Origin of the sequence: Pseudomonas sp. CYM-20-01, from assembly GCF_023169845.1 — a bacterium.
Taxonomy (GTDB): Bacteria; Pseudomonadota; Gammaproteobacteria; order Pseudomonadales; family Pseudomonadaceae; genus Aquipseudomonas; species Aquipseudomonas azotoformans.
In genome coordinates this window covers 5,760,039-5,786,526 of record NZ_AP025169.1, presented here as the reverse complement: position 1 = coordinate 5,786,526, position 26,488 = coordinate 5,760,039, and the positions used below count along the sequence as shown (strand labels likewise).

Genomic DNA, 26,488 nt, shown 5'->3' with positions numbered 1-26,488 from the left:
TCAACTGAATTTCGAAACACCGGAGTTGCATCATGATGGCCAATCACCTCCCTAAAACCATTCCTCCTCTGGAAAAGGAAGTCGAAGCTGCCGTACAAGGCCAGCGTGAGCTGGCCTCGCTGCTGTCGACCAAATTTGAAACCCAGCGCATCGACATCTTCGACAAAGAAGATAAGCCTCACAGCCTCGTACTCCCCACCTCAGCACTGCGCTTGCTGGTCGATATTTTGGGCGAGTTAGCGATCGGCAATGCGGTCAAGGTAGTCCCGGTGCACGCTGAATTGACATCGCAGGAAGCGGCTGACCTGCTTAACGTTTCACGGCCGCACTTGGTCAAGATGCTGGAGGAGGGCGCTATTCCCTTTACAAAAACCGGTCGGCATCGACGCATCCGTTTTTCGGACTTGATGGCGTTCAAGCAGCGGAGGGATGAGGAAAGTCAGGAGGCGATGGAAGCGTTGGCACAACAGGCACAGGAGTTGGGAATGGGGTATGACGGATGAGGTGTTCGCCTTTTACTGCTGTATACGATGCTTGTGTTCTTTACCCGGCAGCGCTTCGGGATTTACTGATGTGGCTTGGCTTGTCAGGGCTGTATCGAGCGAGATGGACCCGCCAGATTCATGAGGAGTGGAAGCGCAACGTACTCAAGAACCGGCCCGATCTGACGGCGGAGCAAGTGAATTGCACGTCAGCGCTGATGGACAAGGCTATACCTGACGCTTTGGTGACGGGATATGAGGATCTGTGCTCGAGTCTGGATCTGCCCGATCCAGATGATCGTCACGTGCTGGCGGCGGCAATTCGGAGCAAAGCTGAGGTTATCGTGACGTTCAATTTGAAAGATTTCCCGGCGCACATTCTGTCTGCTTATGATATTGAGCCGATGCATCCAGATGACTTTATTTCGGATCTTTGGGATCTGGATCAGGCGGCGGTGCTGGGAGCGGCGCAGAAGCAGAGGCGGGCGTTGAAGCGGCCTCCGATGGAGGCGGGGAGTTATCTTGAGATGTTGATGCGGCAGGGGTTGGTGCAGACTAGTAAGGTGCTGGGGCCTTATGAGTTGATGCTGTAAATTTCATACGAACGGTGCAGTTCTCGCTAAGATCACGCTTTTAATAAAAGTACTGTGTGGTTCCAATCAATTCAGCTTTTTTATCTATCGTGTGCCTGTATCAGGGTGAGGATTTGCATTAATAATGCTACAGATAAAATTGCAAATTGCTCTTTAGGTGTGATGTCGGAAAGATTCCTCGCTTGATCTAGTGGTGTTTTTTTAGCGTGTTTTTGAATGATGCATGTATCGCACTTCTCTGGTCGGGTGAAAGCTGTTTGTAAAGGTTGTTTGTTTTCTCCTTGTCAATTTTTGTGTCAATCCTGTGCGCAAATTTATTTCGAATCGTCCCGACTGCTAAAAGTGCTGGGGCGAAATCTTTTGGCATCCCTACCGCAACTGCTAGGTTTACCTTTTGAGAGAAGTCGAGCTGCATCTTTTTGATGTGCTCATAATCTGAAACTAATATTTCAATCAGCTGCTCAAGAGCTGACTCTATATAAATGTGCGTGCGGATGGTTGCTCCTAATTCGTCCTCTTTTAGTATGTTCGAGTAAAATGAATCTAAATTTAATGTCTTTTGCTCAGGTTTCATATGTGTGCTGGTCTCGTCGACTGCTTTTATATTGTTTAATAAAAAGTTATTGGCTTTTGATTTCAGTTGATTTTTTCTGCTTCATCAGACACGTTTAGCCACAAAGCCGATTTTCCGCTAATCAGTCTTTAGGCTACTTTTGGCGTGTCGTCGACTTTCGGCGATCGGGCCTGGAAACCCGTGGAACAATAGCGCACAGGCGCCACTATTTATCACGATTGCTGGTGTTTTTGTGCCAGCATATCCGTGTTATGGCGGCTGTGCGCGGGAGACCTTCGGGTCTGCCGGGTTCCTATTGTCCCGGTTTTCCAGCCTGCGCATAGCTGCCACCCACTCGCCTGGAAACGAACGTGGCGGCTCTTATCTACATTAGGAGTTAAGCCAATGAGCGTTTCTGACAGGTCGTACCCACGCAATACCATCGTAAGCATCTCCAACCACTCTGGAGGTGCCCAATGATCAACCCACCCCTCAACAACACCCTCGGCATCATCACCTTCTCCACCTGCGGCAAGCAGCCGAACCTCCACCGTCTATTCCGCGTCAATTCCGGCGTGCCCATCCGTGATGCCCTGGAGCATGCCTCCGAGCTGTTGCACTGTTCCAAGTTGCTGGCGTTGGATGCAGCCATGGATTCCAGTGCAGATCGCTATGCCTGGGCGGCGCATTATTTGGGGGAGATGGCCAAGGCGGTGGTGGATGATTTGGCGAATGGGATGTTGCCGAATGGGGCGGTGGAGGAAGGGGAAGGCGTTGGTGTGTAGGGCTGTGGTTTGATGGTGTGGGAGGGGGCCCTATCGGGGGCAAGCCCCCTCCCACATTTTGATTGGGGGACCGCCGTCTAAATCAATTGCCTGCCGATCAGGCCAGCAGGTGCTTGGAAATCAACCGCGAGATTTCCACAATCGAGGTCTTGCCGGTAAATTCGAATTTCACTTTGCCCAGCGACGAAAAGTAAATCTCCAGCTCCGAATCCAGATCAAACGTCCCGGATGTCTCCACCGAATACGCCACGATGTTTTTATACGGCAGCGACGTGAAGTCCTTCTTGCTGCCGGTAATCCCCTGCACGTTCACCGCGATGATGCGCTTGGTGGTGAATACCACGCCGTCGCGCATGGCCTTGTAGGCGTCGACCACTTCTTCTCCGTCCAGCAGCAGGGCGGCGACGCGTTCGGCGTATTCGTTGTTTTGCTTGAGCTTGAAGAAGCCTTTGTTGTTGAAGTCGATCATGTCCTGCCTCTTGGGTGTATGCCGTTTTGCTCGCGGATCTGTATCTAACGCGCGCATTTTGAACGCCCTACCATGGCGGCCAAGCCGACAACCTTGACCAAATATTTCGCTGACAACCTAACACCCCAGGAGCCCAACAATGCCCGAACTATCCAGTTGGCTGGCTTATGCGCTGATTTCACTCGGCATGGTGCTCACGCCCGGCCCGAACATGATTTACCTGATCTCCCGTTCGATCTGCCAGGGCCGCACGGCCGGGTTGATTTCCCTGGGGGGCGTGGCTTTGGGTTTCCTGGTTTATATGCTGTGCGCCGCCTTGGGGATCACGGCTCTGGTCATGGCGGTGCCGTTTGCCTATGACGCGCTGCGTTTCGGCGGCGCGCTGTACCTGGCGTACATGGCTTGGCAGGCGATCCGGCCGGGTGGGCGTTCGCCGTTCCAGGTGCGGGACTTGCCCAAGGACAGCCCGCGCAAGCTGTTCACCATGGGCCTGGTGACCAACCTGCTCAACCCCAAGGTGGCAGTGATGTATTTGTCGCTGCTGCCGCAGTTCATCGACCCGAACGGCCATGGCAGCGTGCTGACGCAATCCCTGGTACTGGGCTTTACGCAGATTTTCATCAGCGTGAGCGTCAACGCGACGATTGCCACCATGGCGGGGTCGATCGCAGTGTTTTTCGTCACCCGGCCCAGCTGGCAAGTGGTGCAGCGCTGGTTGATGGGCTCGGTGTTGATGGGGCTGGCGGTGCGGATGGCGGTGGAAGGGCGGCGCTGAACCGCGCGTTACAGAATGGCTTTCAGGTAATCCTTGAGTGCGTTGAGCGGGGCATTGAGTTCATCCAATGTCGACGCCTGGCGCACGCCCAGCGCCAAGCGCTGCAACTCGCGCCCCATCACCGTATCGGCCCCGCCCAGGGCTTCAAGCGCTTGATCCACACATTCCGCGACTTTGGATTGAATGACCGCTAAATCCTCCTGCCGCACCAGCAACCCGAATACCTCCCGCTCATACCCATCCATCACCGGATCGTCCCGCAAAACCGGGCTGCCGCCGTCCGTCTCGTGCACCAGCTTCAGTGCAAAAAGCGCAACAGCTTCCAGCGTCAACTCCATGGTCTTGGTTCCTAGGGCTTGGGGGAGGGCGATGATCACTGTTCTACGCAGGAAAAAAAAGACCCCAATACCGCGAACTGCCAGGCTCACGCCCCTGTGAAGTCATTTGCCCAAGGAACAATATTAATTAGCCATGTTCCAACTCGCCGTGCCAAATGCACTCGGCCACCAGACGGGGGCGGTGCAAGGCTTGACCCATTACAAGGACGGAAAAACGCATGCACTCACTTCCCACCCAGGCCCCCACAGACTCGCAAGTTGTGAGGATTAATCGATGATCTATCGCGGCGCAGGCTGGCTGACGTTGTTTACACCGGTGGCGATGGTGCTGCTATTAATGTGGCTGTGGCCCGACCCCAGCGTCAAACCCGGCAACACATCGCTGATGCAGGTGTTGCTCGGCTTCGGGGCGGGGTCAGCGATCAACACCGTGCTGGGCTTTGTACTGAACCGACAACCGCACGCCGATGGCGTGCGCCACCACTTCTTTTTCATGCCGATGCAATGGCCGGCGCTGGCGATCACGGTGGTCTGCACGCTGATTGCCTTGCTGAAATAACCCTCCCGGCCGCTCGTCCGGGGCGGCCGCGTCTTGACCTGTTCAAGGCTGACACGATAAGTGGAGTGAGTGTCTCATAACAGTATGAGCGAGCAGGCGACGCCAGCCTCAGATCCACTGGTCATTCACAGCCGTGAGCTCCCCACCTTCATGCCCGGTATTCAAGATGCCCCGTGGCTCGATCATCATCAGCTTGGCCTCGCCTTCGGCGGCTGTGCGGTGCGCTACGCCCCGAGGGACCACGTACAGCTCACCCGGTGCGACATAGACCGGGCCGTCTGCAAGGTCGATACGCAGGGTACCGTCAAGTACCAGAAAGGCCTCGTCGGTTTCGGGGTGGGAGTGCCAGATGAACTCGCCTTCGATGCGCACGACTTTGAACTGGTAGTCGTTCATCTCCGCAACGACGCGTGGGCTCCATGGTTGGTCGATCAGGTCAGCTTTTTGGATGAGATTTATGGGGTGTGTCGGGGGCTGTGACTGAGACATGTCGGAGACTCTGCTGGATAAGAGTCGTCAGGTTAGCGAATGAGGGATCGAGGGCGCTTGTACGATCCTGCAAGCAGCCTGAGCGTGTCAGCTGGCGTCACCTACACTTAACTCCGTGCTCAGTCACACACCGGTCATAAACCAGACGGAAGGCACTCAACAGACCTAAAGTTGAGCCGCTAGGGGCGGATAAACTCTATGTCGTTTACATCCGCAACACTGTTCAAGGATCGAACTCATGCCCCAGCGCCCATCCAGCCGCACGCACCTTCCCGTTTATCCTCGTTTCCGTTGGTTCGCCTTGATTCCGGTCGTGCCGGCCGTTGTGTGGATACTCGTGCAATCCACTTCGCCGGCCAATCTGCTGGCCTGCACGGTACTGGTGATGATCGGCCTCGGTGCCTGTGCCTGGAGCGCGGCTTCACAGCGCAACGCACTGCAGCGAGCGATTGCTCAGGCGCAGGCGGACCAATCGAGTGTGTACGCGCATAACGGCTTGGCCTCGCGTGCACAGCTCGATGAGGTATTGCTGGGCGCCATGCCCATCTGGGCCAAGCAGGTGGAAAGCTCGCGCCATCAGACCGAGGAAGCGATTGTGAGCCTGGTGAACCGTTTCACCGGGATCGCCACCCGCTTGGAGGAAACGGTACAAGCGTCGCAGCACGCGGCCGGCGAGCTGGACGGGCAGGCCGCTGACGGCGCGCTTGAGGTGCTGGCACGCAGTGACAGCGAGTTGAGCCAGGTGATCAATTCGCTCAAGGCCACGCAAACCAGCCGTGACCAGACCCTGGCGCAGGTGCGCAGCCTGACCGCCTACACGGGCGAGCTGCGTACCATGGCCGCTGATGTGGCAGCGATTGCCGCACAAACCAACCTGCTGGCCCTCAACGCGGCCATCGAAGCGGCGCGCGCCGGTGAGGCCGGTCGCGGCTTCGCGGTGGTGGCCGATGCGGTGCGCAGCCTGTCGAGCAAATCCAGTGAAACGGGCCAGCAGATGTCGGCCAAGGTCGACATCATCAATAACGCCATTACTCAATTGGTGCAGGCCGCGTCCAGCAGTGCCGACCAGGACAGCCATTCGGTGGCCGAGTCCGAAAACAGTATTCAAATGGTGCTCACACGCTTCCAGAACATCACTGGGCGTCTGGCCGAATCCGCCGACCTGCTCAAACAGGAAAGCTACGGCATCCGCGATGAGATGACCGAGGTGTTGGTCAACCTGCAATTCCAGGACCGGGTCAGCCAGATCCTCAGTCACGTGCGCGACAACATGCACGCCCTGCATGACCATCTGCAACAGGCCAACCAGACCCCGGACCAGCCGCTGGACATCGACGCTCGCCAGTGGCTGGCGCGCATGGAAACCACCTATGCCACTGACGAGCAACGACGCCTCCATCGTGGCGAGGCGGCAGTGCAGTCGAATTCCCAAGACATCACTTTCTTTTAGGAGCACATCATGGCGAAGAATGTATTAGTGGTCGACGACTCCAGCAGCGTGCGCCAAGTGGTCGGCATCGCCTTGAAAAGCGCCGGTTACGACGTGATCGAGGCCAGCGACGGCAAGGACGCCCTGAACAAGCTGACCGGGCAAAAAGTGCACCTGATCATCAGCGACGTGAACATGCCCAACATGGATGGCATCACCTTCGTCAAGGAGGTGAAGAAGCTGGCCAACTACAAGTTCACCCCGATCATCATGCTGACCACCGAGTCTCAGGAATCGAAGAAGGCCGAAGGCCAGGCCGCGGGCGCCAAGGCATGGGTGGTCAAGCCATTCCAGCCGGCGCAGATGCTGGCGGCGGTCTCCAAATTGATCCTGCCCTGACACCCGGCGCCAGGGAGGCCAACATGCCGATCACTCACGAAACAATCGACGACACTACCCATGTGGGCATCGACGGCGAACTCACGATCTACACCGTCGCTGAACTGGCGGGCGCGTTGTGGCCGCAGATGGGCGCGGCGCCGCGCCTGGAACTGGACCTGTCCCAGGTGACGGAAATGGACGGTGCCGGCCTGCAGTTGCTGGCCGTCATCCAGCGTGAAGCCGGCATTGCCGGCACCGCCTTGAGTGTCACCGGCCAGAGCCAGGCAGTCATGCAGGCGCTCCAACTGTGTCGCAGCGCCGCTCTTTAAGCGGCACTGTCCCGTTCATTGATCGACAAGGAAAGTCCAGGTGAGCATCAATCTCGATCAGGCACTGCAGACCTTCATCGTCGAGGCGCGCGAGCTACTGCAGGCCATGGAGCAATCCCTGCTGCAGTTGGAAAGCGACCCCGGCGACCAGGATGCCATCGGCGCGATTTTCCGCGCCGCGCACACTATCAAGGGTTCCGCCGGACTGTTCGGCCTCGCGTCGATCGTGGGGTTCACGCATATCGTCGAAGACGTTCTCGATCGCCTGCGCGATGGCAGTGTGGCGGTGGACGCGGCGTTGATCGCGCTGCTGCTCAAGTGCGGCGACCACATGCTTGAACTGATCGACGTGGTCGCCAGTCGCGGTGAGACGCCGACCCCGGCCACGCTGGAGCGCGGTGAGACCTTGCGCGAGGCGCTGAGCGACTATCAGCCGCTGCGCACCGCCACTGCCGACGTCGTACCCGCTGCGGTGCACGACGACACAGGGGCCGACGTGCTTTGGCATATTTCTCTGCGTTTCGGCGTGGACGTGTTCCGTAATGGCATGGACCCGCTGTCGTTCCTGCGCTACCTCGATACGCTGGGGCAAATGGTGCAGGTCACCACCCTGACCGACAGCATCCCCGCCCTGGAGCACTGGGACCCGGAAAGCTGCTACCTGGGCTTTGAGATCGACCTGCGTTCGACGGCCAGCCATGCCACGCTCAACGAAGTGTTCGACTTCGTGCGCGACGACTGTGACGTGCACATCCGCGCCGTCGACGAAACGCCCGCAAGCAGCGTCGCCATCGGCAGTGACCTGATCGCGCAAGCCGAGCCAGGCCTGGCCCCCGCGTCGCCCCAGCGCCAGCCAGCGAACAGCGAGGCGAAAACCCGCGACGGCAGTTATGTTCGGGTCAACGCCGACAAGCTCGATGAGTTGATCAACCTGGTCGGCGAATTGGTGATCGCCAGCGCCGGCGCCAGCCTGTTGGCGCGCTCCTGTAACAACGACCCGCTGCAAGAGGCCACCTCGACGGTGTCCGGGCTGGTAGAAGAGATTCTCGATGGTGCCCTGCACCTGCGCATGATCCCCATCGGCGACACGTTCAACCGCTTCCGTCGCGTGGTGCGCGATGTCAGCCAGGAACTGGGCAAGGACATCGAGCTGATCATCAGCGGCGCGGAGACCGAGCTGGACAAGACCGTGGTCGAGAAGATCGGCGACCCGCTGATGCACCTGCTGCGCAACGCCATGGACCACGGTATCGAAAGCGCCGATGCGCGACGTGCGGCGGGCAAGTCGAGCAAGGGCCATCTGAGCCTGAATGCCTACCACGACTCCGGAAGCATCGTCATCGAAATCGCCGATGACGGCGCCGGGCTCAACCGCGACCGCATTCTGGAAAAAGCCCAGGAACGCGGGCTGGTGGCCAGCGGCGCGGTGCTCTCCGACCAGGAGGTCTACAACCTGATCTTCGAGGCGGGCTTCTCTACCGCCGAGGCCGTCACCAACCTGTCCGGGCGTGGCGTCGGCATGGACGTGGTCAAGCGCAATATCACGCTGTTGCGCGGCACCGTGGACCTCGACAGCCGCCCAGGCCAGGGCACGGTGGTGCGCATTCGCTTGCCGCTGACCCTGGCGATCATCAATGGCTTCCTGGTCGGCGTCGACCAATCCACCTACGTGATTCCGCTGGACATGGTCCAGGAATGCGTCGAGCTGGATGAACGCCAGCGCCAGTCGAGCCGCGATCAGGGCTATCTGGACCTGCGTGGCGAGGTGCTGCCCCTGGTGGACTTGCGCGACCACTTCAGCCACGAAGGCCCGGCCGCTCGCCGTCAGAACGTGGTGGTGGTGCGCTATGCCGAGCACAAGGCCGGGCTGGTGGTCGATGACCTGCACGGCGAGTTCCAGACCGTGATCAAGCCACTGGGCAAGTTGTTCGGAGCACTGCGCGGTATCAGTGGCTCGACCATTCTGGGCAGCGGCGCAGTGGCCTTGATCCTGGATGTACCGGCGCTACTCAATCAAATCGTACAACTGGAAGCCCGCACGGCCCAGGCGCCTCAGTCGCCACCGCTCGTCGCCCGCTGACGTCTTTGCAATTCCATGGAGGTTCCCTGATGAAATGGTTCTACGATCTTAAAATTTCCACCAAGCTGATCAGCTCTTTCCTGGTGGTCCTGGCCCTCACCGGGGCCATGGGCGCCTTCGCTATCCTTCAGCTCGGTGCCGTCAACCAGGCCGCCCAGGACATCAAGGGCAACTGGATGCCCTCCATGCGTGCAGCCGCAGGCATGCGTTTTTTTGCTGCCAACTATCGCTTGAAAGAAAACCGCCACATCGGTACCGAGATTCCCGAAGAAAAGGCCCAGGCCGAACGCGAAGCCACCGAAGCGCGCCAGCAGTTCGAAACCCGCATGCAGACCTACGAGCAATTGCTGTCGAACGATGACGATCGTCAACTCCTGCTCAGCGTGAAAAGCGCATGGGATGCCTACATTGCGAGCAGCAAGCAGGTCCTGGAGTTTTCCCGTCAGAACCAGGAAGCCCAGGCGCGCAGTTTGCTCCGGGGTGAATCCAAAGGGCATTTCGATGAGGTGACCAACCGCCTGCAGAAAATGGTCGAGCTCAATGACGCCGGCGCCACTGCCGCGGGTGACAAGGGCTCGGCGCTGTATGAAAGCTCACGCGTGTCGATCATCGCGGTACTGGTCGCATCCCTGCTGATCGGTCTGGGCCTGGCGATATTCATCGCGCGGATCATTTCCCGGCCGTTGCGCCAGGCGGCGAGCGCCGCCGAGCAATTGGCCGAAGGCAACCTTAATGCGCACATCGAGCCAGGTGGCAAAGATGAAACCGGCATGGTGCTCAACGCCATGCGCAACATGGTCGGCAAGCTGGCCCATATCATCGGCGAAGTGCGTAACGCCTCCGATAACCTTGCCAGCGCCTCCGAACAAGTCAGCGCCACCGCGCAATCGATGAGCCAGGCCACCAGTGAACAGGCTGCCAGCGTCGAGGAAACCAGTGCGTCGGTCGAGCAGATGAGCGCCAGCATCAATCAAAACACCGAAAACGCCAAGGTCACGGACGGCATGGCCAGCAAAGCGGCCAAGGAAGCCACCGAGGGCGGCGAATCGGTACAGCAGACGGTGGTGGCGATGAAGAAAATCGCCCAGCGCATCAGCATCATCGATGACATCGCCTACCAGACCAATCTGCTCGCGCTTAATGCCGCCATCGAGGCCGCTCGGGCCGGCGAGCACGGCAAGGGTTTCGCCGTGGTGGCCGCCGAAGTGCGCAAGCTGGCCGAACGCAGCCAGGTCGCCGCCCAGGAAATCGGCGAACTGTCTTCCAGCAGCGTGGAGATGGCCGAGAAAGCCGGCAAGTTGCTCGACGAAATGGTGCCTTCCATCAACAAGACGTCCGACCTGGTGCAGGAAATCAGCGCGGCGTCCGAAGAACAGGCCGCCGGCGTAGCGCAGATCAACACGGCGATGACCCAGCTCAACCAAGTGACCCAGCAAAACGCCTCGAGCAGTGAGGAACTGGCGGCCACGGCCGAAGAAATGAGCAGCCAGGCCGAGCAACTGCAACAGGCCATGAGTTTCTTCGTGCTGGATTCAGCGTCCAAGGCTGCGGTGCAAAGCACCGGCGTGGACAGCCCCGGCAGCACGCCCAACCGTCAACCGCCGCGCACCAAACCAACGCCGCCGCGCAAGGCGTTCGCCTACACCATGGCCAGTGCCCCGGACGAATCGGATTTCACCCGCTTCTGATCGCACGATCGATGCGGGCCTACAAGGGAGAGTAGTGACATGGGCGCAGTAATGACGACTCGGCAGACCGCAGTGGCGGTCGATGAGGATGCGCAGTACCTGACCTTCATGCTGGGCGGCGAAATGTTCGCCATCGGCATCCTGGGGATCAAGGAAATTATCGAATACGGCAGCCTGACCGTGGTGCCGATGATGCCCGCTTTCGTGCGCGGGGTGATCAACCTGCGCGGCGCAGTGGTGCCGGTGGTGGACTTGTCGGCGCGCTTTGGGCGGGCCAACTCGGCGATCACCCGGCGTTCCTGCGTGATCATCATCGAGGCGAGTACCGAGGACGGTCAGCCACAGGACATCGGGCTGCTGGTCGATACGGTATCTGCCGTGCAGGAGATCCCGGCCACGCAGATCGAACCGCCACCCAGCTTCGGTGCGCGCATTCGCGCCGATTTCATCAGTGGCATGGCCAAGGTCGAGGGCAAATTCGTGATCGTGCTGGAAGTGGACAAGGTGCTGTCCATCGACGAGATGTCCAGCCTGGCCGAGGCCGGCCAGGCGCCGGCCCCTGACCTCGACCTGCGTTGAGGCTCGATCATGTCAGACACCGTCTCCATCGACGATCATGAATTCGGTCAGTTCCAGACCTGGCTGTACCGGGCGGCCGGCATCAACCTGTCGCCCGCCAAGAAAGCCCTGGTGGCCGGGCGCCTGTTCAAGCGCCTCAAGCACTATGAGCTGCAGAGCTATGGTGAGTATTTCAAGCTGATCATGAATGACCAGCGCAAGGGCGAACTGCAGGTTGCGCTGGATTTGCTGACCACCAACGAAACCTATTTTTTTCGCGAGCCCAAGCACTTCGACTTCCTGCGTCAGCACGTGTTGCCCCAGGCCGCGCCGGGCCGGATGTTTCGCGTGTGGAGCGCGGCGAGTTCCACCGGCGAAGAGCCCTACAGCCTGGCGATGACCCTGGCCGAAAGCCTCGGCACCACGCCCTGGGAAGTGATCGGCTCGGACATTAGCTCCCAGGTACTGGCCAAGGCGCGCACAGGGCATTACTCAATGGAACGCATTGAGACATTGCCCCAGCCGCTGCTGGTCAAGTACTGCCTCAAGGGCATGGGACGTCAGGAGGGCACCGTCCTGATCGACAAGACCTTGCGCAACCGCGTCAACTTTATCCAGGTCAACCTTAACGAAGCGCTGCCGGCGCTGGGGGAGTTTGAGGTGATTTTCCTGCGCAACGTGATGATTTATTTCGATCAGCAGACCAAGAGCCAGGTGGTCGCGCGTCTGTTGCCGCTGCTTAAACGCGGCGGTTATTTGATCATCAGTCACTCCGAAAGCCTCCACGGCGTCAATGACACCTTGAAGCTGGTGGCGCCGTCGATTTACCGCAAGCCATGAAAAAGCCCGTGGGTACGACCGAAGTGGTATTGGCGCCTGGCCAAGTCAGTTTTGCAACGCGGCCGACGCGCCTGCGGACCTTGCTCGGCTCATGCGTGGCGATCACCTTTTGGCATCCGCAGCGGCTGATCGGCGGCATGTGTCACTTCATGCTGCCGGGGCGCCTGCGCAACCATCAGCCCCTCGATGGCCGGTATGCCGACGAAGCCCTGGAACTGCTGCTGCGCCACGCGCAAATCAATGGCACGCATGCACGGGATTACCAGGTCAAGTTGTTCGGTGGCGGCGAGATGTTTCCTGATCTGCAACGCCGCCTGCCGACGCAGGACGTGGCCAGCCTGAATATTCGCGCGGCGCTGGCCCTGGCCGAGCGTCATCACCTGCACCTGACCGCCCAGGACATGGGCAGTACCGGTTACCGCACGATCATGTTCGACCTGTGGAACGGCAACGTCTGGGTTCGGCACCAACCAATGGGAATACTTCAAGAAGATGCCTACCAAAAAAATCAGTGTGCTGCTGGTCGATGATTCGGCCGTGGTGCGCCAGGTACTGCTGGCGATTCTCAGCGATACGCCGGATATCCACGTCATGGGGGCGGCTTCCGACCCGATTTTCGCCATGGACAAACTGGCGCGGGAATGGCCGGACGTGATCGTGCTGGATGTCGAAATGCCGCGCATGGACGGCATCACGTTTCTCAAGAAAATCATGAGCGAGCGGCCGACGCCGGTGGTGATCTGCTCCTCGCTGACCCAGAAAGGCGCGGAAACCTCCCTGCAGGCGCTGTCGGCGGGCGCTGTGGAAATCATCACCAAGCCCTCAACCGGCCTGAAGAGTTTCCTGATTGAGTCGGCGGCCGAGTTGGTGGCCGCGATCCGGGCCGCAGCGAACTCCAACGTCAAGAACCTGGGAAAGCGCAGCGTCAGCCCGCCATTGACCCCGGCCAGCAAGCTCAGTGCCGATGCGATCCTGCCAGCCGGCAATGGCCACGCCATGGCCCAGACCACCGAGCGTATCGTCGCCATCGGCACCTCCACCGGCGGCACCCAAGCGCTGGAAGCCGTGCTGACGGCACTGCCGCGCGTATGCCCGGGTATGGTGATCGTGCAGCACATGCCCGAGAAGTTCACCGCTTCGTTCGCCGAGCGCCTCAACAGCGTGTGCGAAATCGAGGTGCGCGAAGCGCGCAACAACGACCGTATCCTGCCTGGCCTGGCCCTGATCGCACCCGGCGGCAAGCACCTGATGGTCAACCGCAGCGGCGCCTATTACCACGCTCAGGTGATCGATGGACCGCTGGTCAACCGCCATCGACCCTCCGTGGATGTGCTATTTCGCTCGGTGGCCCGCTACGCCGGCAGGAATGCCACCGGCATCATCATGACCGGCATGGGCGACGACGGCGCGCGCGGGCTCAAGGAAATGCTCGAGGCCGGGGCCGCGACAGTCGCCCAGGATGAAGCCAGTTGCGTGGTGTTCGGCATGCCCAAGGAAGCCATCAAACTCAACGCCGCTCAGCGCATCATGGCGTTGGAGGATATTTATCGGGCGATCTTGCATAAGTGAGGGGGAGTGGGAGGGGGAAGGGAGTTGTTGCGTCGACAAACCACTTTTCTACAGACGAAAAAAAAGACCTTGAATTTCAAGGTCTTTTTTTAAGATGGTGCCCCGAGGGAGACTCGAACTCCCACTCCTTTCGAAAACGGATTTTGAATCCGCCGCGTCTACCAATTCCGCCATCAGGGCTCAATGGCGGCGAAGTATAGAGAGGTGATTACCGTTGGTCAATCACGTTTCATGGTCAATTTTGACTATTTCCGCTAGACTTCCCGGCCCTGCTAGACGAACCCCATCATGCGCGTTGCTGACTTTACTTTTGAGCTCCCTGATTCGCTGATCGCTCGCCACCCTTTGGCCGAGCGTCGCGCCAGTCGACTGCTGACCCTGGACGGGGTGAGCGGTGCCCTCGCACACCGTCAATTCACTGATTTGCTTGAGCATTTGTGCCCAGGCGATCTGATGGTGTTCAACAATACCCGGGTGATTCCGGCGCGGCTGTTTGGCCAGAAAGCCTCCGGCGGCAAGCTGGAGATTCTGGTGGAGCGGGTGCTGGACAGCCATCGCGTGCTGGCCCATGTGCGCTCCAGCAAGTCGCCGAAACCGGGGTCGAGCATCCTCATTGATGGCGGTGGCGAAGCCGAGATGGTGGCGCGCCATGATGCGCTGTTCGAGCTCAAATTTGCCGAAGAAGTGTTGCCGCTGCTGGAGCGTGTCGGCCATATGCCGTTGCCTCCTTATATAGACCGCCCCGACGAAGACTCGGACCGCGAGCGCTATCAGACGGTGTACTCCCAACGCCTGGGCGCCGTTGCCGCGCCGACGGCCGGGTTGCATTTCGACCAGCCGCTGCTGGATGCGATTGCGGCCAAGGGCGTCGAGACCGCCTATGTGACCCTGCACGTGGGGGCCGGTACGTTTCAGCCGGTGCGTGTGGATAACATCGAAGACCACCATATGCACAGCGAGTGGCTGGAAGTCAGCCAGGACGTCGTGGATGCCGTGGCTTCGTGCAAGGCGCGGGGCGGGCGGGTGATCGCGGTGGGCACCACCAGCGTGCGCTCGCTGGAGAGTGCGGCGCGTGATGGCGTGCTCAAGCCGTTCAGTGGCGACACTGACATCTTTATCTACCCAGGCCGGCCGTTCCATGTGGTCGATTGCCTGGTCACCAACTTCCATTTGCCGGAATCCACGCTGTTGATGCTGGTGTCGGCATTTGCCGGTTATCCCGAGACCATGGCCGCATATCAAGCCGCCATCGCCAATGGATACCGTTTTTTCAGCTACGGTGATGCGATGTTTATCACCCGTAACCCGGCGCCACGCGGCCCAGAGGAACAACTATGAGTCGTATGTCGTTTGAATTGCTCGCCACCGACGGTAAAGCCCGTCGTGGTCGCCTGACTTTCCCGCGCGGCACCGTCGAGACCCCGGCCTTCATGCCCGTGGGCACCTACGGCACCGTCAAGGGCATGCTGCCGCGTGACATCGTCGCCACCGGCGCCGAGATCATCCTCGGCAACACCTTCCACCTGTGGCTGCGCCCGGGCACGGAAGTGATCAAGAAGCACGGCGACCTGCATGACTTCATGAAGTGGCAGGGCCCTATCCTGACCGACTCGGGTGGTTTCCAGGTGTTCAGCCTGGGTGCCATGCGCAAGATCAAGGAAGAGGGCGTGACCTTCGCCTCGCCGGTGGACGGTTCCAAGGTATTCATGGGCCCGGAAGAGTCGATGCAGGTGCAGCGTGACCTGGGTTCCGACATCGTAATGATTTTCGATGAGTGCACGCCGTACCCGGCCGATGAAGACGTCGCGCGGATTTCCATGGAGTTGTCGCTGCGTTGGGCCCAGCGCTCGAAGAACGCCCATGGCGACAATACGGCGGCGCTGTTCGGGATCGTCCAGGGCGGTATGCATGAAAGCCTGCGCAAACGCTCGCTCGAAGGTCTCGACAAGATCGGTTTTGACGGCCTTGCCATCGGCGGTCTGTCGGTGGGCGAGCCCAAGCACGAGATGATCAAGGTACTGGATTACCTGCCGGGCCTGATGCCGGCTGACAAACCTCGTTACCTTATGGGCGTTGGCAAACCGGAAGATCTCGTAGAGGGTGTGCGCCGCGGTGTGGACATGTTCGATTGCGTGATGCCAACCCGTAATGCCCGCAATGGGCATCTGTTCATCGATACAGGCGTGCTGAAGATCCGTAACGCGTTCCATCGCCATGATGATTCGCCGCTGGATCCCACCTGTGACTGCTACACCTGCCAGAACTTCTCCCGTGCTTATCTGCACCATCTGGACAAGTGTGGGGAAATGCTGGGTAGCATGTTGAATACCATCCACAATTTGCGTCACTACCAAGTCCTGATGGCTGGTTTGCGCGAGGCTATTCAACAGGGTACATTGGCCGCCTTCGTCGATGCCTTCTATGCCAAGCGCGGGCTCCCTGTGCCGCCCTTGGACTGAGTTTTCCGACCCTAAGATTCACTATTTGCAACTGGAGTGCTAAATGAGCTTTTTTATCTCTAACGCCATGGCTGATGCCGCTGCGCCTGCCGCTGCCGGTCCTATGGGCGGTGGTTTCGAGTGGATTTTTCTGGTCGGCTTCCTGGTCATCTTCTACCTGATGATCTGGCGTCCACAGGCCAAGCGCGCCAAAGAGCAGAAAAACCTGCTCGGCAGCCTGCAAAAAGGCGACGAAGTGGTGACCACTGGCGGTATCGCCGGCAAGATCACCAAGGTTTCCGATGCTTTCGTGGTCCTGGAAGTCTCCGACACCGTAGAAATGAAGTTCCAGAAGGGCGCCATCGCCGCCACGCTGCCAAAAGGCACGCTCAAAGCGATCTGAGTAACAACCTTTACCAATCGACGGGGCGCGCAAGGCGCCCCGCGTTATAAGCGGGCGGCGTGATGCTGAACAAATACCCTCTGTGGAAATACGTACTGATCCTGGCGGTGCTGGCGATCGGTTTTATTTATTCCGCTCCCAATCTTTATCCTGATGACCCGGCGATCCAGATCACTGGCGCCAGCACTTCGCTGCAGGTCAATCAGGCCGATCTGGACCGTGCGAGCAAAGCGCTCACTGATGCGGGGATCCAGGTCAAGGCGGCAACATTGGCGGCGGGTGCCAAAGGCGGCTTGTTGCGCCTGACCAAGGCAGAAGACCAATTGCCGGCCAAGGACGTCGTACGCAAGGCCATGGGTGATGACTATGTAGTCGCGCTCAATCTGGCACAGACCACGCCACAATGGCTGCGCAGCATTGGCGCGCACCCGATGAAGCTGGGCCTGGACTTGTCCGGTGGTGTGCACTTCCTGCTGGAAGTCGACATGGACAAAGCCCTCGACGCTCGCCTGAAAGTCTACGAAGGCGACGTGAAGAGCCTGCTGCGCAAAGAGAAGCTGCGCTATCGCAGCCTGCCGCAGTTCAACGGTGCCATCCAGCTGGGTTTCTCTGACGAAGCGTCCCGCGAACAGGCCCGTGCGCTGGTCCGCAAGAACTTCAACGATTTCGACATCGTACCGGCCGACCTCAATGGTCAGCCTGTACTGCGCCTGGCGATGACGCCGGCCAAGATCGCGGAAATCCGTGAATACTCCATCAAGCAGAACTTGACCACGGTGCGTAACCGCGTCAACGAGCTGGGTGTAGCCGAGCCGATCGTCCAGCGCCAGGGCGCCAACCGCATCGTGGTTGAGCTGCCGGGCGTGCAGGACACGGCTGAAGCCAAGCGTATCCTGGGCAAGACGGCCAACCTGGAATTCCGTCTGGCGGCCGAGCCGGGTGCTACCCGCGCCACTGCCGAGGAGTTCGAGTTCCGCGAAGGCAATCGTCCTCCTGCACTGATCGAGCGTGGCTTGATCATCACCGGTGACCAGGTCACCGATGCCAAGGCCGGTTTTGACTCGCAGCACGGTACGCCTGAAGTGAACATCCGCCTGGATGGCCACGGTGGCGACCTGATGAGCCGCGCCACGCGCAGCAACGTTGGTCGCAGCATGGCGGTGATCTTCATCGAGCAGCGCCCTGTCACCACTTACACCAAGCAGATGGTCGACGGCGTCGAGAAGGACGTACCGGTCCAGACCTTCAAGGAAGAGAAGAAGATCATCAGCCTGGCGACCATCCAGTCGCCGCTGGGTGCTCAATTCCGCATCACTGGCCTGAACGGCCAGGGCGAATCCTCGGAGCTGGCCCTGCTGCTGCGTGCCGGTGGCCTGGCCGCACCGATGTACTTCGCTGAAGAACGTACCATCGGCCCGAGCCTGGGTGCCGACAACATCACCAAGGGTATCGACGCGGCGTTGTGGGGCATGTTGTTCGTGTCGCTGTTCATCATCGCCATCTACCGCTTCTTCGGCATCATCGCCACCGTGGCCCTGGCGGGCAACATGGTGATGCTGCTGGCCCTGATGTCGCTGCTGGGTGCTACTCTGACCCTGCCAGGTATCGCCGGTATCGTACTCACCATGGGTATGGCGGTAGACGCCAACGTACTGATCTTCTCGCGGATCCGTGAAGAGATCGCGGCGGGCATGACCGTACAGCGTGCAATCAACGAAGGCTTCGGCCGGGCATTTACTGCGATTCTCGACTCCAACCTGACCACCTTGCTGGTCGGCGGGATTCTCTTTGCCATGGGCACTGGCCCGGTCAAAGGTTTTGCGGTGACCATGTCCCTCGGTATCTTTACCTCGATGTTCACGGCCATCATGGTGACCCGCGCAATGGTCAACCTGATCTTTGGCGGGCGTGACTTCAAGAAGTTGTGGATTTAAGGGGCTGCCATGTTACGTACAATCAACTTCATGGGCGTTCGCAACATTGCGTTCGGCGTCACCGTGCTCCTTACCGTTCTGGCGTTGTTCAGCTGGTTCCATAAGGGCCTGAACTACGGTCTGGACTTCACCGGCGGTACGCTCATCGAGCTGACCTACGAGAAGCCGGCCGACGTTACCCTGGTGCGCAACGAGCTGGTCAAGGCCGGCTATCACGAAGCCATCGTGCAGAGCTTCGGTGCGACTACCGACCTGCTGGTGCGTATGCCGGGCGAAGACCCGCAACTGGGTCACCAGGTGGCCGAGGCCTTGCAGAAGGTCGGCGGCGACAACCCGGCGTCGGTCAAGCGCGTCGAGTTCGTCGGCCCGCAAGTGGGTGAAGAACTGCGCGACCAGGGCGGCCTCGGCATGCTGATGGCGCTGGTCGGCATCATGATCTACCTGGCGTTCCGCTTTCAGTGGAAGTTCGGTGTTGGCGCGATCGTGTCGCTGATCCACGACGTGATCGTGACCGTGGGTATCCTGGCGTACTTCCAGGTGACCTTCGACCTGACCGTGCTGGCGGCTGTGCTGGCGATCATTGGTTACTCGCTCAACGACACCATCGTGGTATTCGACCGGGTTCGCGAGAACTTCCGTGTACTGCGCAAGGCCTCGCTGATCGAGAACATCAACATCTCCACCACCCAGACCCTGCTGCGCACCATGGCGACGTCGATCTCCACGTTGCTGGCGATTGCGGCGCTGATGATCTTCGGCGGCGACAACCTGTGGGGTTTCTCCCTGGCGTTGTTCATCGGCGTGCTGGCGGGTACCTACTCGTCGATCTATATCGCCAACGTGGTGCTGATCTGGCTGAACCTCAACAGCGAAGATCTGATCCCTCCTGCGGCTACTGGCAAGGAGGTTGACGACCGCCCTTGATGGGCGCTTGTTGATCCGCTGTTACAAAGAAGGCACGAGTATTGAACTCGTGCCTTTTTTTTTGCTCCAAGGCTGGGTATAGCGCGGATCTTTCGATCCGTTTGTGATGGTCAGGAGGTTCACGTGAACAAGTCGTTACTGGTTGGTGCGGTATTGGGTGCTGTCGGTGTGACTGCCGGGGGTGCTGTTGCCACCTACAGCCTGGTAAAAAGCGGCCCTGAGTATGCGCAAGTGCTGGCAGTGCAGCCGGTGAAAACCCAGATTAAAACGCCGCGTGAGGTCTGCAAGGACGTCGCCGTGACTCGGCAGAAGCCCGTGCAGGATCAGCACCAGATCGTCGGTACGGTGGTCGGTGCACTGGCCGGTGGCCTATTGGGTAACCAGGTCGGTGGCGGTAACGGTAAGAAGCTGGCTACCGTAGCCGGTGCGGTCGGTGGCGGTTATGCCGGTAACAAGGTTCAGGAAGGTATGCAGAACCGCGATACCTACACCACCACGCAAACCCGTTGTAACACCGTCAACGACATCAGCGACAAGGTTGTCGGTTATGACGTGCGTTACACCTTGGATGGCAAGGAAGGCTCGGTGCGTATGGACCGTGATCCAGGCGGCCAGATTCCGGTCGACAAGGAAGGCCGCTTGGTGCTGGGCCAGAACCAGCAGTAATCTCAAGCCTGGTACAGATGCAAAAAATTATGTGAGTTCAAAATGTGGGAGGGGGCTTGCCCCCGATAGCGGTGGATCAGTCAGCTTGTTAGGTGCTGACCCACTGCAATCGGGGGCAAGCCCCCTCCCACAATTGATTTGTGTTGTTGCTGGAGTTGCGGCAAACCTCAAATCCCAGGCATAAAAAAAGCACCCCTCGGGGTGCTTTTTTGTGCCTGCTCGCTTAGCGCTTCAGCGAAGCCGGCAGGTGCGGCTGGATCGCCGTCAGTACTGCCTTGAAGCATTTGGTATTACCGGCAACCACGTGGCCTTTTTCAAGGAAGTCGTGACCGCCGGTGAAGTCGCTCACCAAACCGCCTGCTTCCTGGATCAGCAGCGCGCCTGCAGCCATGTCCCACTCGGACAGGCCCGACTCCCAGAACGCATCAAAACGACCGGCGGCCACGTAGGCCAGGTCCAGGCTTGCTGCGCCAGCGCGACGGATGCCGGCGGTCTGGCCAACCAAGGCGCGGAACATGCCCAGGTAGTTTTCCAGGTTGTCCATCTGGTCGTCACGGAACGGGAAGCCGGTACCCAGCAGGGCGCCGTCCAGGCTGGTACGACCGCTGACACGCAGGCGACGACCGTTCAATTGGGCGCCACGGCCACGGCTGGCGGTGAATTCTTCCTGGCGGACCGGGTCCAGAACAACGGCGTGTTCCAGGCGGCCACGGTATTTGCACGCGATGCTCACGGCAAAGTGCGGGATACCGCGCAGGAAGTTGGTGGTGCCATCCAGTGGGTCGATGATCCACAGGTAGTCTTCGCCTTCACCGCTGCCTTTGTGCAGGCCGGTTTCTTCACCGAGGATGCCGTGGGTAGGGTAGGCCTTGCGCAGGGCGTCGATAATTTTCTGTTCGGCGGCGCGATCCACCTCGGATACGTAATCCTTGGCGTCTTTTTCGTCGACCTTGATGGTATCCAGGCGCTCGATGGAGCGGAAGATCAATTCACTGGCGCTGCGGGCGGCGCGCAGCGCGATATTCAGCATGGGCTGCATGGATGTGTCACCTAAGGTTGTTAAAGAAAGCCGAGCATTCTAGCAGAAACTTTCTTCAGGTGAAGGACGACGTTAGCTTTCATGGCATAACCTTAGGCTGTTCTGTAAGATTTGCTCCCCTTTCCCGTGTCCGAGAGCGCCTCCCTTGCTGCAAAACATTCGTGTCGTCTTGGTCAATACCAGTCATCCCGGCAACATCGGCGGGGTGGCGCGAGCCATGAAAAACATGGGGCTGACGCGCCTGGTGCTGGTCGAACCACGCGTGTTCCCGCATCACGAGGCCGATGCCCGCGCATCCGGTGCCAATGACCTGCTTGAAAAAGCCCAGGTCGTCGCCACCTTGGAAGACGCTTTGGTCGGCTGCAACCTGGTGCTCGGTACCAGTGCCCGCGACCGTCGCATCCCCTGGCCATTGCTGGATCCTCGTGAGTGCGGCACCAAGGTGGTGGAAGAGGCCGCCGGTGGCGCTGAAATCGCCTTGGTGTTTGGTCGTGAAGACTCCGGCCTCACCAATGAAGAGCTGCAGCGATGTCACTACCACGTGCACATCCCATCAGACCCTGAATTCAGCTCGCTGAACCTCGGGGCAGCGGTGCAGGTGTTGACTTACGAAGTGCGCATGGCCTGGCTGGCCGCTGCTGGTCAGCCAAGCAAGGTAGAGAAGGAAGAGGTTGCCTCGACCAAAAGTGGCGAGTTGGCCACCATGGACGAGCTGGAACGGTTCTATGAACACCTGGAGCAAACCCTGGTGGCCATCGAGTTCCTCGATCCGGAAAAACCACGGCACTTGATGGCGCGCCTGCGTCGCCTTTACGGACGCAGCTCGGTCAGCCGGGCAGAAATGAATATATTGCGTGGCATCCTCACGGAAACCCAGAAGGCGGCCCGTGGCGAGCTTCTTAAACGGAAGGATTAAAAATGTTCGAGCGTTTGCGAGAAGATATCCAGAGTGTTTTCCACCGTGACCCGGCGGCGCGCAATGCCTTTGAAGTGCTCACCTGCTACCCGGGCATGCACGCCATCTGGATCCATCGCCTGTCCGGCACCTTGTGGGGCATGGGCTGGAAATGGCTGGCGCGGCTGGTGTCGAACTTCGGTCGCTGGTTGACCGGGATCGAGATTCATCCGGGTGCCAAAGTCGGGCGCCGTTTCTTTATCGACCACGGCATGGGCATCGTGATTGGTGAGACCGCCGAAATTGGTGATGACGTCACCCTTTATCAGGGCGTGACCCTGGGCGGCACCAGCTGGAACAAAGGCAAGCGGCACCCCACGCTGGGTGATGGCGTGGTGGTGGGGGCGGGCGCCAAGGTGCTCGGCCCTTTCACTGTCGGCGCGGGTGCCAAGGTTGGCTCCAATGCGGTGGTGACCAAGGCCGTGCCTCCGGGGGCTACCGTAGTCGGTATCCCGGGCCGGATCATCGTCAAGCCGGAAGTTGGCGATGAGCAGGAAGCCAAGCGCAAGGCGATGGCCGAGAAAATCGGTTTTGATGCCTACGGTGTCAGCGAAGATATGCCCGACCCGGTGGCACGCGCTATCGGCCAGTTGCTCGACCATCTGCAGGCGGTGGACGGCAAGTTGGAGGGTATGTGTGGTGCGCTGAAGGATCTGGGTAGCCCGTATTGCGCCAAGGATCTGCCTGAGTTGCGCGAAGAAGACTTCGCCGAAATCAAGGACGAAGCCGCCACCAAGGTCGGCTGAGGCCTCGCGACCAATGCAGCTCAAATGTGGGAGGGGGCTTGCCCCCGATGACAGTGGGTCAGTCGATGCATTCTTCAGCTGTCAGACTGCTATCTGTAGCAAGCCCCCTCCCACATGTTGACCTCCGTTGATCCAGCAATCTCCATCCGGCCCTGTTCCCGCTGTTCGTCCCCACCCCATCCTGCTATGATTCGCGCGCCCTTTTTACGGGTAATCCTGACTAAAGTACTAGGTCTTATAGTTGACTTAAATACTCGGGAATCGCATACTTGCTCCCATTCTGAAACACCTTGGTACTTGTCCATGAGACTGACTACAAAAGGCCGATACGCGGTGACCGCCATGCTCGACTTGGCTTTGCACGCGCAAACTGGGCCGGTGTCCCTGGCCGATATCTCTGAGCGCCAAGGCATTTCCCTGTCCTATCTCGAGCAACTGTTCGCCAAATTGCGTCGCAGCAACCTGGTGTCCAGTGTGCGTGGGCCGGGTGGTGGCTATCAGTTGTCCCGTGACATGCAGGGCATTCAGGTCGCCCAGGTGATCGACGCGGTCAACGAATCCGTCGACGCCACCAAATGCCAGGGGCTGGGTGATTGCCACGCCGGCGACACCTGCCTCACGCACCACTTGTGGTGTGACTTGAGCCTGCAGATCCATGAGTTTTTGAGTGGTATCAGCTTGGCTGATCTTGTGACTCGCCGTGAGGTGCAAGAAGTAGCCCAGCGTCAGGACCAGCGCCGTTGCAACACCAAGGCGCCGCGTCTGGACAAGATCGAAGCGTCCGCCGTCGAGTGACAGCCGAAGAGCTAACGGCACGCCAGCCAGCCTGATTTAGGAGAAAGTCCATGAAATTGCCGATTTACCTTGATTACTCAGCGACCACCCCGGTTGATCCGCGTGTCGCGCAAAAGATGAGCGAATGCCTGCTGGTTGACGGAAACTTCGGCAACCCGGCCTCCCGTTCCCACGTATTCGGCTGGAAAGCCGAGGAAGCGGTCGAGAACGCTCGTCGCCAGGTGGCAGACCTGGTTGGCGCAGATCCGCGTGAAATCGTCTGGACCTCCGGTGCCACCGAGTCCGACAACCTGGCTATCAAGGGCGCGGCGCATTTCTACGCGACCAAGGGCAAGCACCTGATCACCACCAAGATTGAGCACAAGGCTGTCCTCGACACCATGCGCCAACTGGAGCGTGAAGGTTTCGAGGTTACCTACCTCGAGCCGACCACCGACGGTATCGTCACCCCGGCCATGATCGAAGCCGCGCTGCGTGAAGACACCATCCTGGTTTCCGTGATCCACGTGAACAACGAAATCGGCACCATCAACGACATCGCGGCCATCGGCGAGCTGACCCGTTCCAAGGGCATCCTGCTGCACGTCGACGCTGCCCAGTCCACCGGCAAGGTCGACATCGACCTGTCGAAGCTGAAAGTCGACCTGATGTCGTTCTCGGCCCATAAAACCTATGGCCCTAAAGGCATTGGCGCCCTGTACGTGAGCCGCAAGCCACGTGTGCGCATCGAAGCCACCATGCACGGCGGCGGTCACGAGCGCGGCATGCGTTCGGGTACCTTGGCGACCCACCAGATCGTCGGCATGGGCGAAGCCTTCCGCGTGGCCAAGGAAGACATGGCTGCCGAAAACGTGCGCATCAAAGCGCTGAGCGACCGCTTCTACAAGCAGGTCGAAGGCCTTGAAGAGCTGTACATCAACGGCAGCATGACCGCCCGTGTACCGCACAACCTGAATTTGAGCTTCAACTATGTCGAAGGCGAGTCGCTGATCATGGCGCTCAAGGACCTGGCGGTTTCGTCCGGTTCGGCCTGCACCTCGGCGTCCCTTGAGCCTTCGTACGTACTGCGCGCACTGGGCCGCAACGACGAACTGGCACACAGCTCGATCCGCTTTACGTTCGGCCGTTTCACCACCGAAGAGCAAGTCGACTACGCCGCGCAGAAAGTCTGCGAAGCCGTCAACAAGCTGCGCGTCCTGTCGCCGCTGTGGGACATGTACAAAGACGGTGTCGATATTTCCAAGATCGAGTGGGCGGCACACTAACTATAGAAGCCGCCACCCCAGCTCTGTAGGAACGTGGCGGAAAACGCAGGCGTTTCTACAGGGTTCCAGAGCGGCCCTGATGAGTGAGGATTCAGTACCATGGCTTACAGCGAAAAGGTCATCGACCACTACGAAAACCCGCGCAACGTCGGCAAGATGGACGCGGAAGACCCTGATGTCGGCACCGGCATGGTCGGCGCTCCGGCGTGCGGCGATGTGATGCGCCTGCAGATCAAGGTCAACGACGCTGGCGTTATCGAAGACGCCAAGTTCAAGACCTACGGCTGCGGTTCGGCCATCGCTTCCAGTTCGCTGGCGACCGAATGGATGAAAGGCAAGACCCTGGATGAGGCTGTCACCATCAGCAACACCCAGCTGGCCGAAGAACTGGCCCTGCCGCCCGTGAAAATCCACTGCTCGGTACTCGCAGAAGACGCCATCAAGGCGGCCGTTCGCGACTACAAGCAGAAGAAAGGCTTGATCTAAGCATTTGGCGACGAGTAAGGAGTCAATGATGGCTATCAGCATGACAGAAGCGGCTGCGCAGCACATTCGCCGCTCCCTGAATGGGCGCGGTAAAGGTGAGGGGATTCGTCTGGGTGTTCGCACCACGGGCTGTTCCGGCCTTGCCTACGTGCTGGAGTTTGTCGACGAGGTGGTTGCGGAAGACCAGGTGTTCGAAAGTCACGGCGAAAAAGTGATTATCGACCCTAAAAGCCTGACCTACCTGGACGGCACCGAGCTCGATTTCGTCAAGGAAGGGTTGAACGAAGGCTTCAAGTTCAACAACCCCAACGTACGCGGTGAATGTGGCTGCGGCGAAAGCTTCAACATCTGAGGCTATTCGTGGGTACTCCTTGTCATTTCGCTTTATTCGAGCTGCAGCCGAGCTTTCGGCTGGACCTTGAGCAACTTGCCACGCGCTACCGAGAATTGGCGCGTGGCGTGCATCCGGACCGCTTCGCTGACGCTTCCGAGCGTGAGCAACGTCTGGCGCTGGAGCAATCGGCCAGCCTCAACGAAGCCTATCAGACGCTCAGAAGCCCCCCGAAACGCGCGCGCTACCTGCTCGCGATGAACGGTGGTGAGTTGCCGCTGGAAGTTACGGTGCACGATCCGGACTTCCTGATGCAACAGATGCAATGGCGCGAAGAACTCGAAGACTTGCAGGACGAAGCCGATCTGGCCGGTGTCGCAATCTTCAAGCGTCGTCTGAAAACGGCCCAGGATGAGCTCAACGAAAGCTTCGCAGCCTGTTGGAATGACGCAGCGCAGCGCGAACAGGCCGAACGCCTGATGCGGCGCATGCAGTTCCTCGACAAGCTCACCTACGAAGTGCGCCAGCTAGAAGAGCGCCTCGACGATTAACCCAGTGTGCTGCCCGTGATGCACGCCTGATAGACAGA

At 59.4% G+C, this 26,488-nt stretch carries 32 protein-coding genes and 1 tRNA gene; 27 read left to right on the top strand and 6 right to left on the bottom strand.

Going from position 1 to position 26,488, the window contains the following annotated elements:
- Nucleotides 1-32: 32 nt before the first annotated feature.
- Both M2497_RS26305 and M2497_RS26300 read left to right on the top strand, forming a co-directional pair.
- Nucleotides 33-503 (top strand): helix-turn-helix domain-containing protein, encoded by a 471-nt coding sequence (locus M2497_RS26305; RefSeq protein WP_248484258.1) that lies wholly within the window; start codon nt 33-35, stop codon nt 501-503.
- Complete coding sequence (locus tag M2497_RS26300) at nt 500-1,075, top strand: PIN domain-containing protein (RefSeq protein WP_248484256.1); 576 nt, start codon at nt 500-502, stop codon at nt 1,073-1,075. The genes M2497_RS26305 and M2497_RS26300 overlap by 4 nt, the downstream gene beginning before the upstream one ends.
- Nucleotides 1,076-1,262: 187 nt before the next feature.
- Here the strand turns inward: M2497_RS26300 and M2497_RS26295 are convergent, their stop codons facing one another.
- Entirely contained in the window at nt 1,263-1,649 is a 387-nt protein-coding gene (locus M2497_RS26295) for a hypothetical protein (protein ID WP_248484238.1), read from the bottom strand.
- A 455-nt stretch (nt 1,650-2,104) separates the two neighbouring features.
- On the opposite strand from M2497_RS26295, the gene M2497_RS26290 reads away from it, so the two are divergent.
- A complete protein-coding gene (locus M2497_RS26290) occupies nt 2,105-2,413 on the top strand; it encodes a DUF3077 domain-containing protein (RefSeq protein ID WP_248484236.1) in 309 nt (102 codons plus the stop codon).
- 97 nt (nt 2,414-2,510) lie between these two features.
- On the opposite strand, the gene M2497_RS26285 is transcribed toward M2497_RS26290, so the two are convergent.
- Nucleotides 2,511-2,882 carry a PH domain-containing protein gene (locus tag M2497_RS26285; protein ID WP_071496425.1) on the bottom strand — a complete coding sequence of 124 codons (372 nt, stop codon included), beginning with the start codon at nt 2,880-2,882 and terminating at the stop codon, nt 2,511-2,513.
- A 139-nt stretch (nt 2,883-3,021) separates the two neighbouring features.
- Between M2497_RS26285 and M2497_RS26280 the strand changes: the two genes are divergently transcribed.
- Complete coding sequence (locus M2497_RS26280) at nt 3,022-3,657, top strand: LysE family translocator (protein WP_248484234.1); 636 nt, start codon at nt 3,022-3,024, stop codon at nt 3,655-3,657.
- Between the two features lie 8 nt (nt 3,658-3,665).
- On the opposite strand, the gene M2497_RS26275 is transcribed toward M2497_RS26280, so the two are convergent.
- Nucleotides 3,666-3,995: a hypothetical protein gene (locus M2497_RS26275; RefSeq protein ID WP_248484232.1), complete on the bottom strand. Its 330-nt coding sequence runs from the start codon at nt 3,993-3,995 to the stop codon at nt 3,666-3,668.
- 274 nt (nt 3,996-4,269) lie between these two features.
- On the opposite strand from M2497_RS26275, the gene M2497_RS26270 reads away from it, so the two are divergent.
- A complete protein-coding gene (locus M2497_RS26270) occupies nt 4,270-4,554 on the top strand; it encodes a hypothetical protein (protein ID WP_201026013.1) in 285 nt (94 codons plus the stop codon).
- 108 nt (nt 4,555-4,662) lie between these two features.
- Here the strand turns inward: M2497_RS26270 and M2497_RS26265 are convergent, their stop codons facing one another.
- Nucleotides 4,663-5,043 (bottom strand): cupin domain-containing protein, encoded by a 381-nt coding sequence (locus M2497_RS26265; RefSeq protein ID WP_248484230.1) that lies wholly within the window; start codon nt 5,041-5,043, stop codon nt 4,663-4,665.
- Nucleotides 5,044-5,281: 238 nt separating this feature from the next.
- Between M2497_RS26265 and M2497_RS26260 the strand changes: the two genes are divergently transcribed.
- The 9 genes from M2497_RS26260 to M2497_RS26220 are packed head-to-tail and all read left to right on the top strand — an operon-like array spanning nt 5,282 to nt 13,917.
- Nucleotides 5,282-6,493: a methyl-accepting chemotaxis protein gene (locus tag M2497_RS26260; protein ID WP_248484228.1), complete on the top strand. Its 1,212-nt coding sequence runs from the start codon at nt 5,282-5,284 to the stop codon at nt 6,491-6,493.
- A 9-nt stretch (nt 6,494-6,502) separates the two neighbouring features.
- Nucleotides 6,503-6,871 (top strand): response regulator, encoded by a 369-nt coding sequence (locus M2497_RS26255; RefSeq protein ID WP_058423391.1) that lies wholly within the window; start codon nt 6,503-6,505, stop codon nt 6,869-6,871.
- 23 nt (nt 6,872-6,894) lie between these two features.
- On the top strand, nt 6,895-7,182 hold the full coding sequence (locus M2497_RS26250) for an STAS domain-containing protein (protein WP_248484225.1): 288 nt from the start codon (nt 6,895-6,897) through the stop codon (nt 7,180-7,182).
- Nucleotides 7,183-7,222: 40 nt separating this feature from the next.
- Nucleotides 7,223-9,262, top strand: a complete 2,040-nt coding sequence (locus tag M2497_RS26245; protein ID WP_248484223.1) for a chemotaxis protein CheA — start codon at nt 7,223-7,225, stop codon at nt 9,260-9,262.
- A 29-nt stretch (nt 9,263-9,291) separates the two neighbouring features.
- The gene (locus M2497_RS26240) at nt 9,292-10,950 is read left to right on the top strand and encodes a methyl-accepting chemotaxis protein (protein ID WP_248484221.1); all 1,659 of its coding nucleotides are present in this window, start codon (nt 9,292-9,294) and stop codon (nt 10,948-10,950) included.
- A 39-nt stretch (nt 10,951-10,989) separates the two neighbouring features.
- Complete coding sequence (locus tag M2497_RS26235; RefSeq protein ID WP_058423387.1) at nt 10,990-11,529, top strand: chemotaxis protein CheW; 540 nt, start codon at nt 10,990-10,992, stop codon at nt 11,527-11,529.
- A gap of 9 nt (nt 11,530-11,538) precedes the next feature.
- On the top strand, nt 11,539-12,348 hold the full coding sequence (locus tag M2497_RS26230) for a CheR family methyltransferase (RefSeq protein ID WP_092249251.1): 810 nt from the start codon (nt 11,539-11,541) through the stop codon (nt 12,346-12,348).
- Nucleotides 12,345-12,878, top strand: a complete 534-nt coding sequence (cheD, locus tag M2497_RS26225) for a chemoreceptor glutamine deamidase CheD (protein WP_058423385.1) — start codon at nt 12,345-12,347, stop codon at nt 12,876-12,878. Before M2497_RS26230 ends, cheD begins: the two co-directional genes overlap by 4 nt.
- Nucleotides 12,841-13,917: a chemotaxis response regulator protein-glutamate methylesterase gene (locus tag M2497_RS26220; protein ID WP_248484219.1), complete on the top strand. Its 1,077-nt coding sequence runs from the start codon at nt 12,841-12,843 to the stop codon at nt 13,915-13,917. The genes cheD and M2497_RS26220 overlap by 38 nt, the downstream gene beginning before the upstream one ends.
- Nucleotides 13,918-14,012: 95 nt before the next feature.
- On the opposite strand, the gene M2497_RS26215 is transcribed toward M2497_RS26220, so the two are convergent.
- Nucleotides 14,013-14,097, bottom strand: a tRNA-Leu gene (locus M2497_RS26215).
- Between the two features lie 108 nt (nt 14,098-14,205).
- Here M2497_RS26215 and queA point away from each other — a divergent pair.
- The 6 genes from queA to M2497_RS26185 all read left to right on the top strand — a co-directional run bounded on the left by queA (nt 14,206) and on the right by M2497_RS26185 (nt 20,282).
- Complete coding sequence (gene queA / locus M2497_RS26210; protein WP_248484216.1) at nt 14,206-15,255, top strand: tRNA preQ1(34) S-adenosylmethionine ribosyltransferase-isomerase QueA; 1,050 nt, start codon at nt 14,206-14,208, stop codon at nt 15,253-15,255.
- Nucleotides 15,256-15,260: 5 nt separating this feature from the next.
- A complete protein-coding gene (gene tgt, locus M2497_RS26205) occupies nt 15,261-16,376 on the top strand; it encodes a tRNA guanosine(34) transglycosylase Tgt (protein WP_003175976.1) in 1,116 nt (371 codons plus the stop codon).
- Between the two features lie 43 nt (nt 16,377-16,419).
- On the top strand, nt 16,420-16,758 hold the full coding sequence (gene yajC / locus M2497_RS26200) for a preprotein translocase subunit YajC (protein WP_003175975.1): 339 nt from the start codon (nt 16,420-16,422) through the stop codon (nt 16,756-16,758).
- A gap of 62 nt (nt 16,759-16,820) precedes the next feature.
- Nucleotides 16,821-18,692, top strand: coding sequence for a protein translocase subunit SecD (secD, locus tag M2497_RS26195; RefSeq protein WP_058423382.1), 1,872 nt, complete (start codon nt 16,821-16,823; stop codon nt 18,690-18,692).
- Between the two features lie 9 nt (nt 18,693-18,701).
- Nucleotides 18,702-19,616: a protein translocase subunit SecF gene (gene secF / locus M2497_RS26190; RefSeq protein ID WP_248484214.1), complete on the top strand. Its 915-nt coding sequence runs from the start codon at nt 18,702-18,704 to the stop codon at nt 19,614-19,616.
- A 123-nt stretch (nt 19,617-19,739) separates the two neighbouring features.
- Complete coding sequence (locus tag M2497_RS26185) at nt 19,740-20,282, top strand: glycine zipper 2TM domain-containing protein (protein WP_015885750.1); 543 nt, start codon at nt 19,740-19,742, stop codon at nt 20,280-20,282.
- Nucleotides 20,283-20,505: 223 nt separating this feature from the next.
- Here the strand turns inward: M2497_RS26185 and suhB are convergent, their stop codons facing one another.
- Nucleotides 20,506-21,321, bottom strand: coding sequence for an inositol-phosphate phosphatase (suhB, locus tag M2497_RS26180; RefSeq protein WP_003175971.1), 816 nt, complete (start codon nt 21,319-21,321; stop codon nt 20,506-20,508).
- 145 nt (nt 21,322-21,466) lie between these two features.
- Here suhB and trmJ point away from each other — a divergent pair, with 145 nt between their 5' ends.
- The 7 genes from trmJ to hscB all read left to right on the top strand — a co-directional run bounded on the left by trmJ (nt 21,467) and on the right by hscB (nt 26,450).
- Nucleotides 21,467-22,237, top strand: coding sequence for a tRNA (cytosine(32)/uridine(32)-2'-O)-methyltransferase TrmJ (gene trmJ, locus M2497_RS26175; protein WP_010207895.1), 771 nt, complete (start codon nt 21,467-21,469; stop codon nt 22,235-22,237).
- A 2-nt stretch (nt 22,238-22,239) separates the two neighbouring features.
- Nucleotides 22,240-23,022: a serine O-acetyltransferase gene (gene cysE / locus M2497_RS26170; RefSeq protein ID WP_248484212.1), complete on the top strand. Its 783-nt coding sequence runs from the start codon at nt 22,240-22,242 to the stop codon at nt 23,020-23,022.
- A 303-nt stretch (nt 23,023-23,325) separates the two neighbouring features.
- Nucleotides 23,326-23,817: a Fe-S cluster assembly transcriptional regulator IscR gene (iscR, locus tag M2497_RS26165; RefSeq protein WP_003194020.1), complete on the top strand. Its 492-nt coding sequence runs from the start codon at nt 23,326-23,328 to the stop codon at nt 23,815-23,817.
- A 50-nt stretch (nt 23,818-23,867) separates the two neighbouring features.
- On the top strand, nt 23,868-25,082 hold the full coding sequence (locus M2497_RS26160; RefSeq protein ID WP_058423378.1) for an IscS subfamily cysteine desulfurase: 1,215 nt from the start codon (nt 23,868-23,870) through the stop codon (nt 25,080-25,082).
- Between the two features lie 99 nt (nt 25,083-25,181).
- Complete coding sequence (gene iscU / locus M2497_RS26155) at nt 25,182-25,568, top strand: Fe-S cluster assembly scaffold IscU (protein ID WP_028617851.1); 387 nt, start codon at nt 25,182-25,184, stop codon at nt 25,566-25,568.
- A gap of 28 nt (nt 25,569-25,596) precedes the next feature.
- Entirely contained in the window at nt 25,597-25,920 is a 324-nt protein-coding gene (gene iscA, locus M2497_RS26150) for an iron-sulfur cluster assembly protein IscA (protein WP_003175963.1), read from the top strand.
- An 8-nt stretch (nt 25,921-25,928) separates the two neighbouring features.
- Nucleotides 25,929-26,450 (top strand): co-chaperone HscB, encoded by a 522-nt coding sequence (hscB, locus tag M2497_RS26145; RefSeq protein ID WP_248484210.1) that lies wholly within the window; start codon nt 25,929-25,931, stop codon nt 26,448-26,450.
- Nucleotides 26,451-26,488 lie beyond the last annotated feature (38 nt).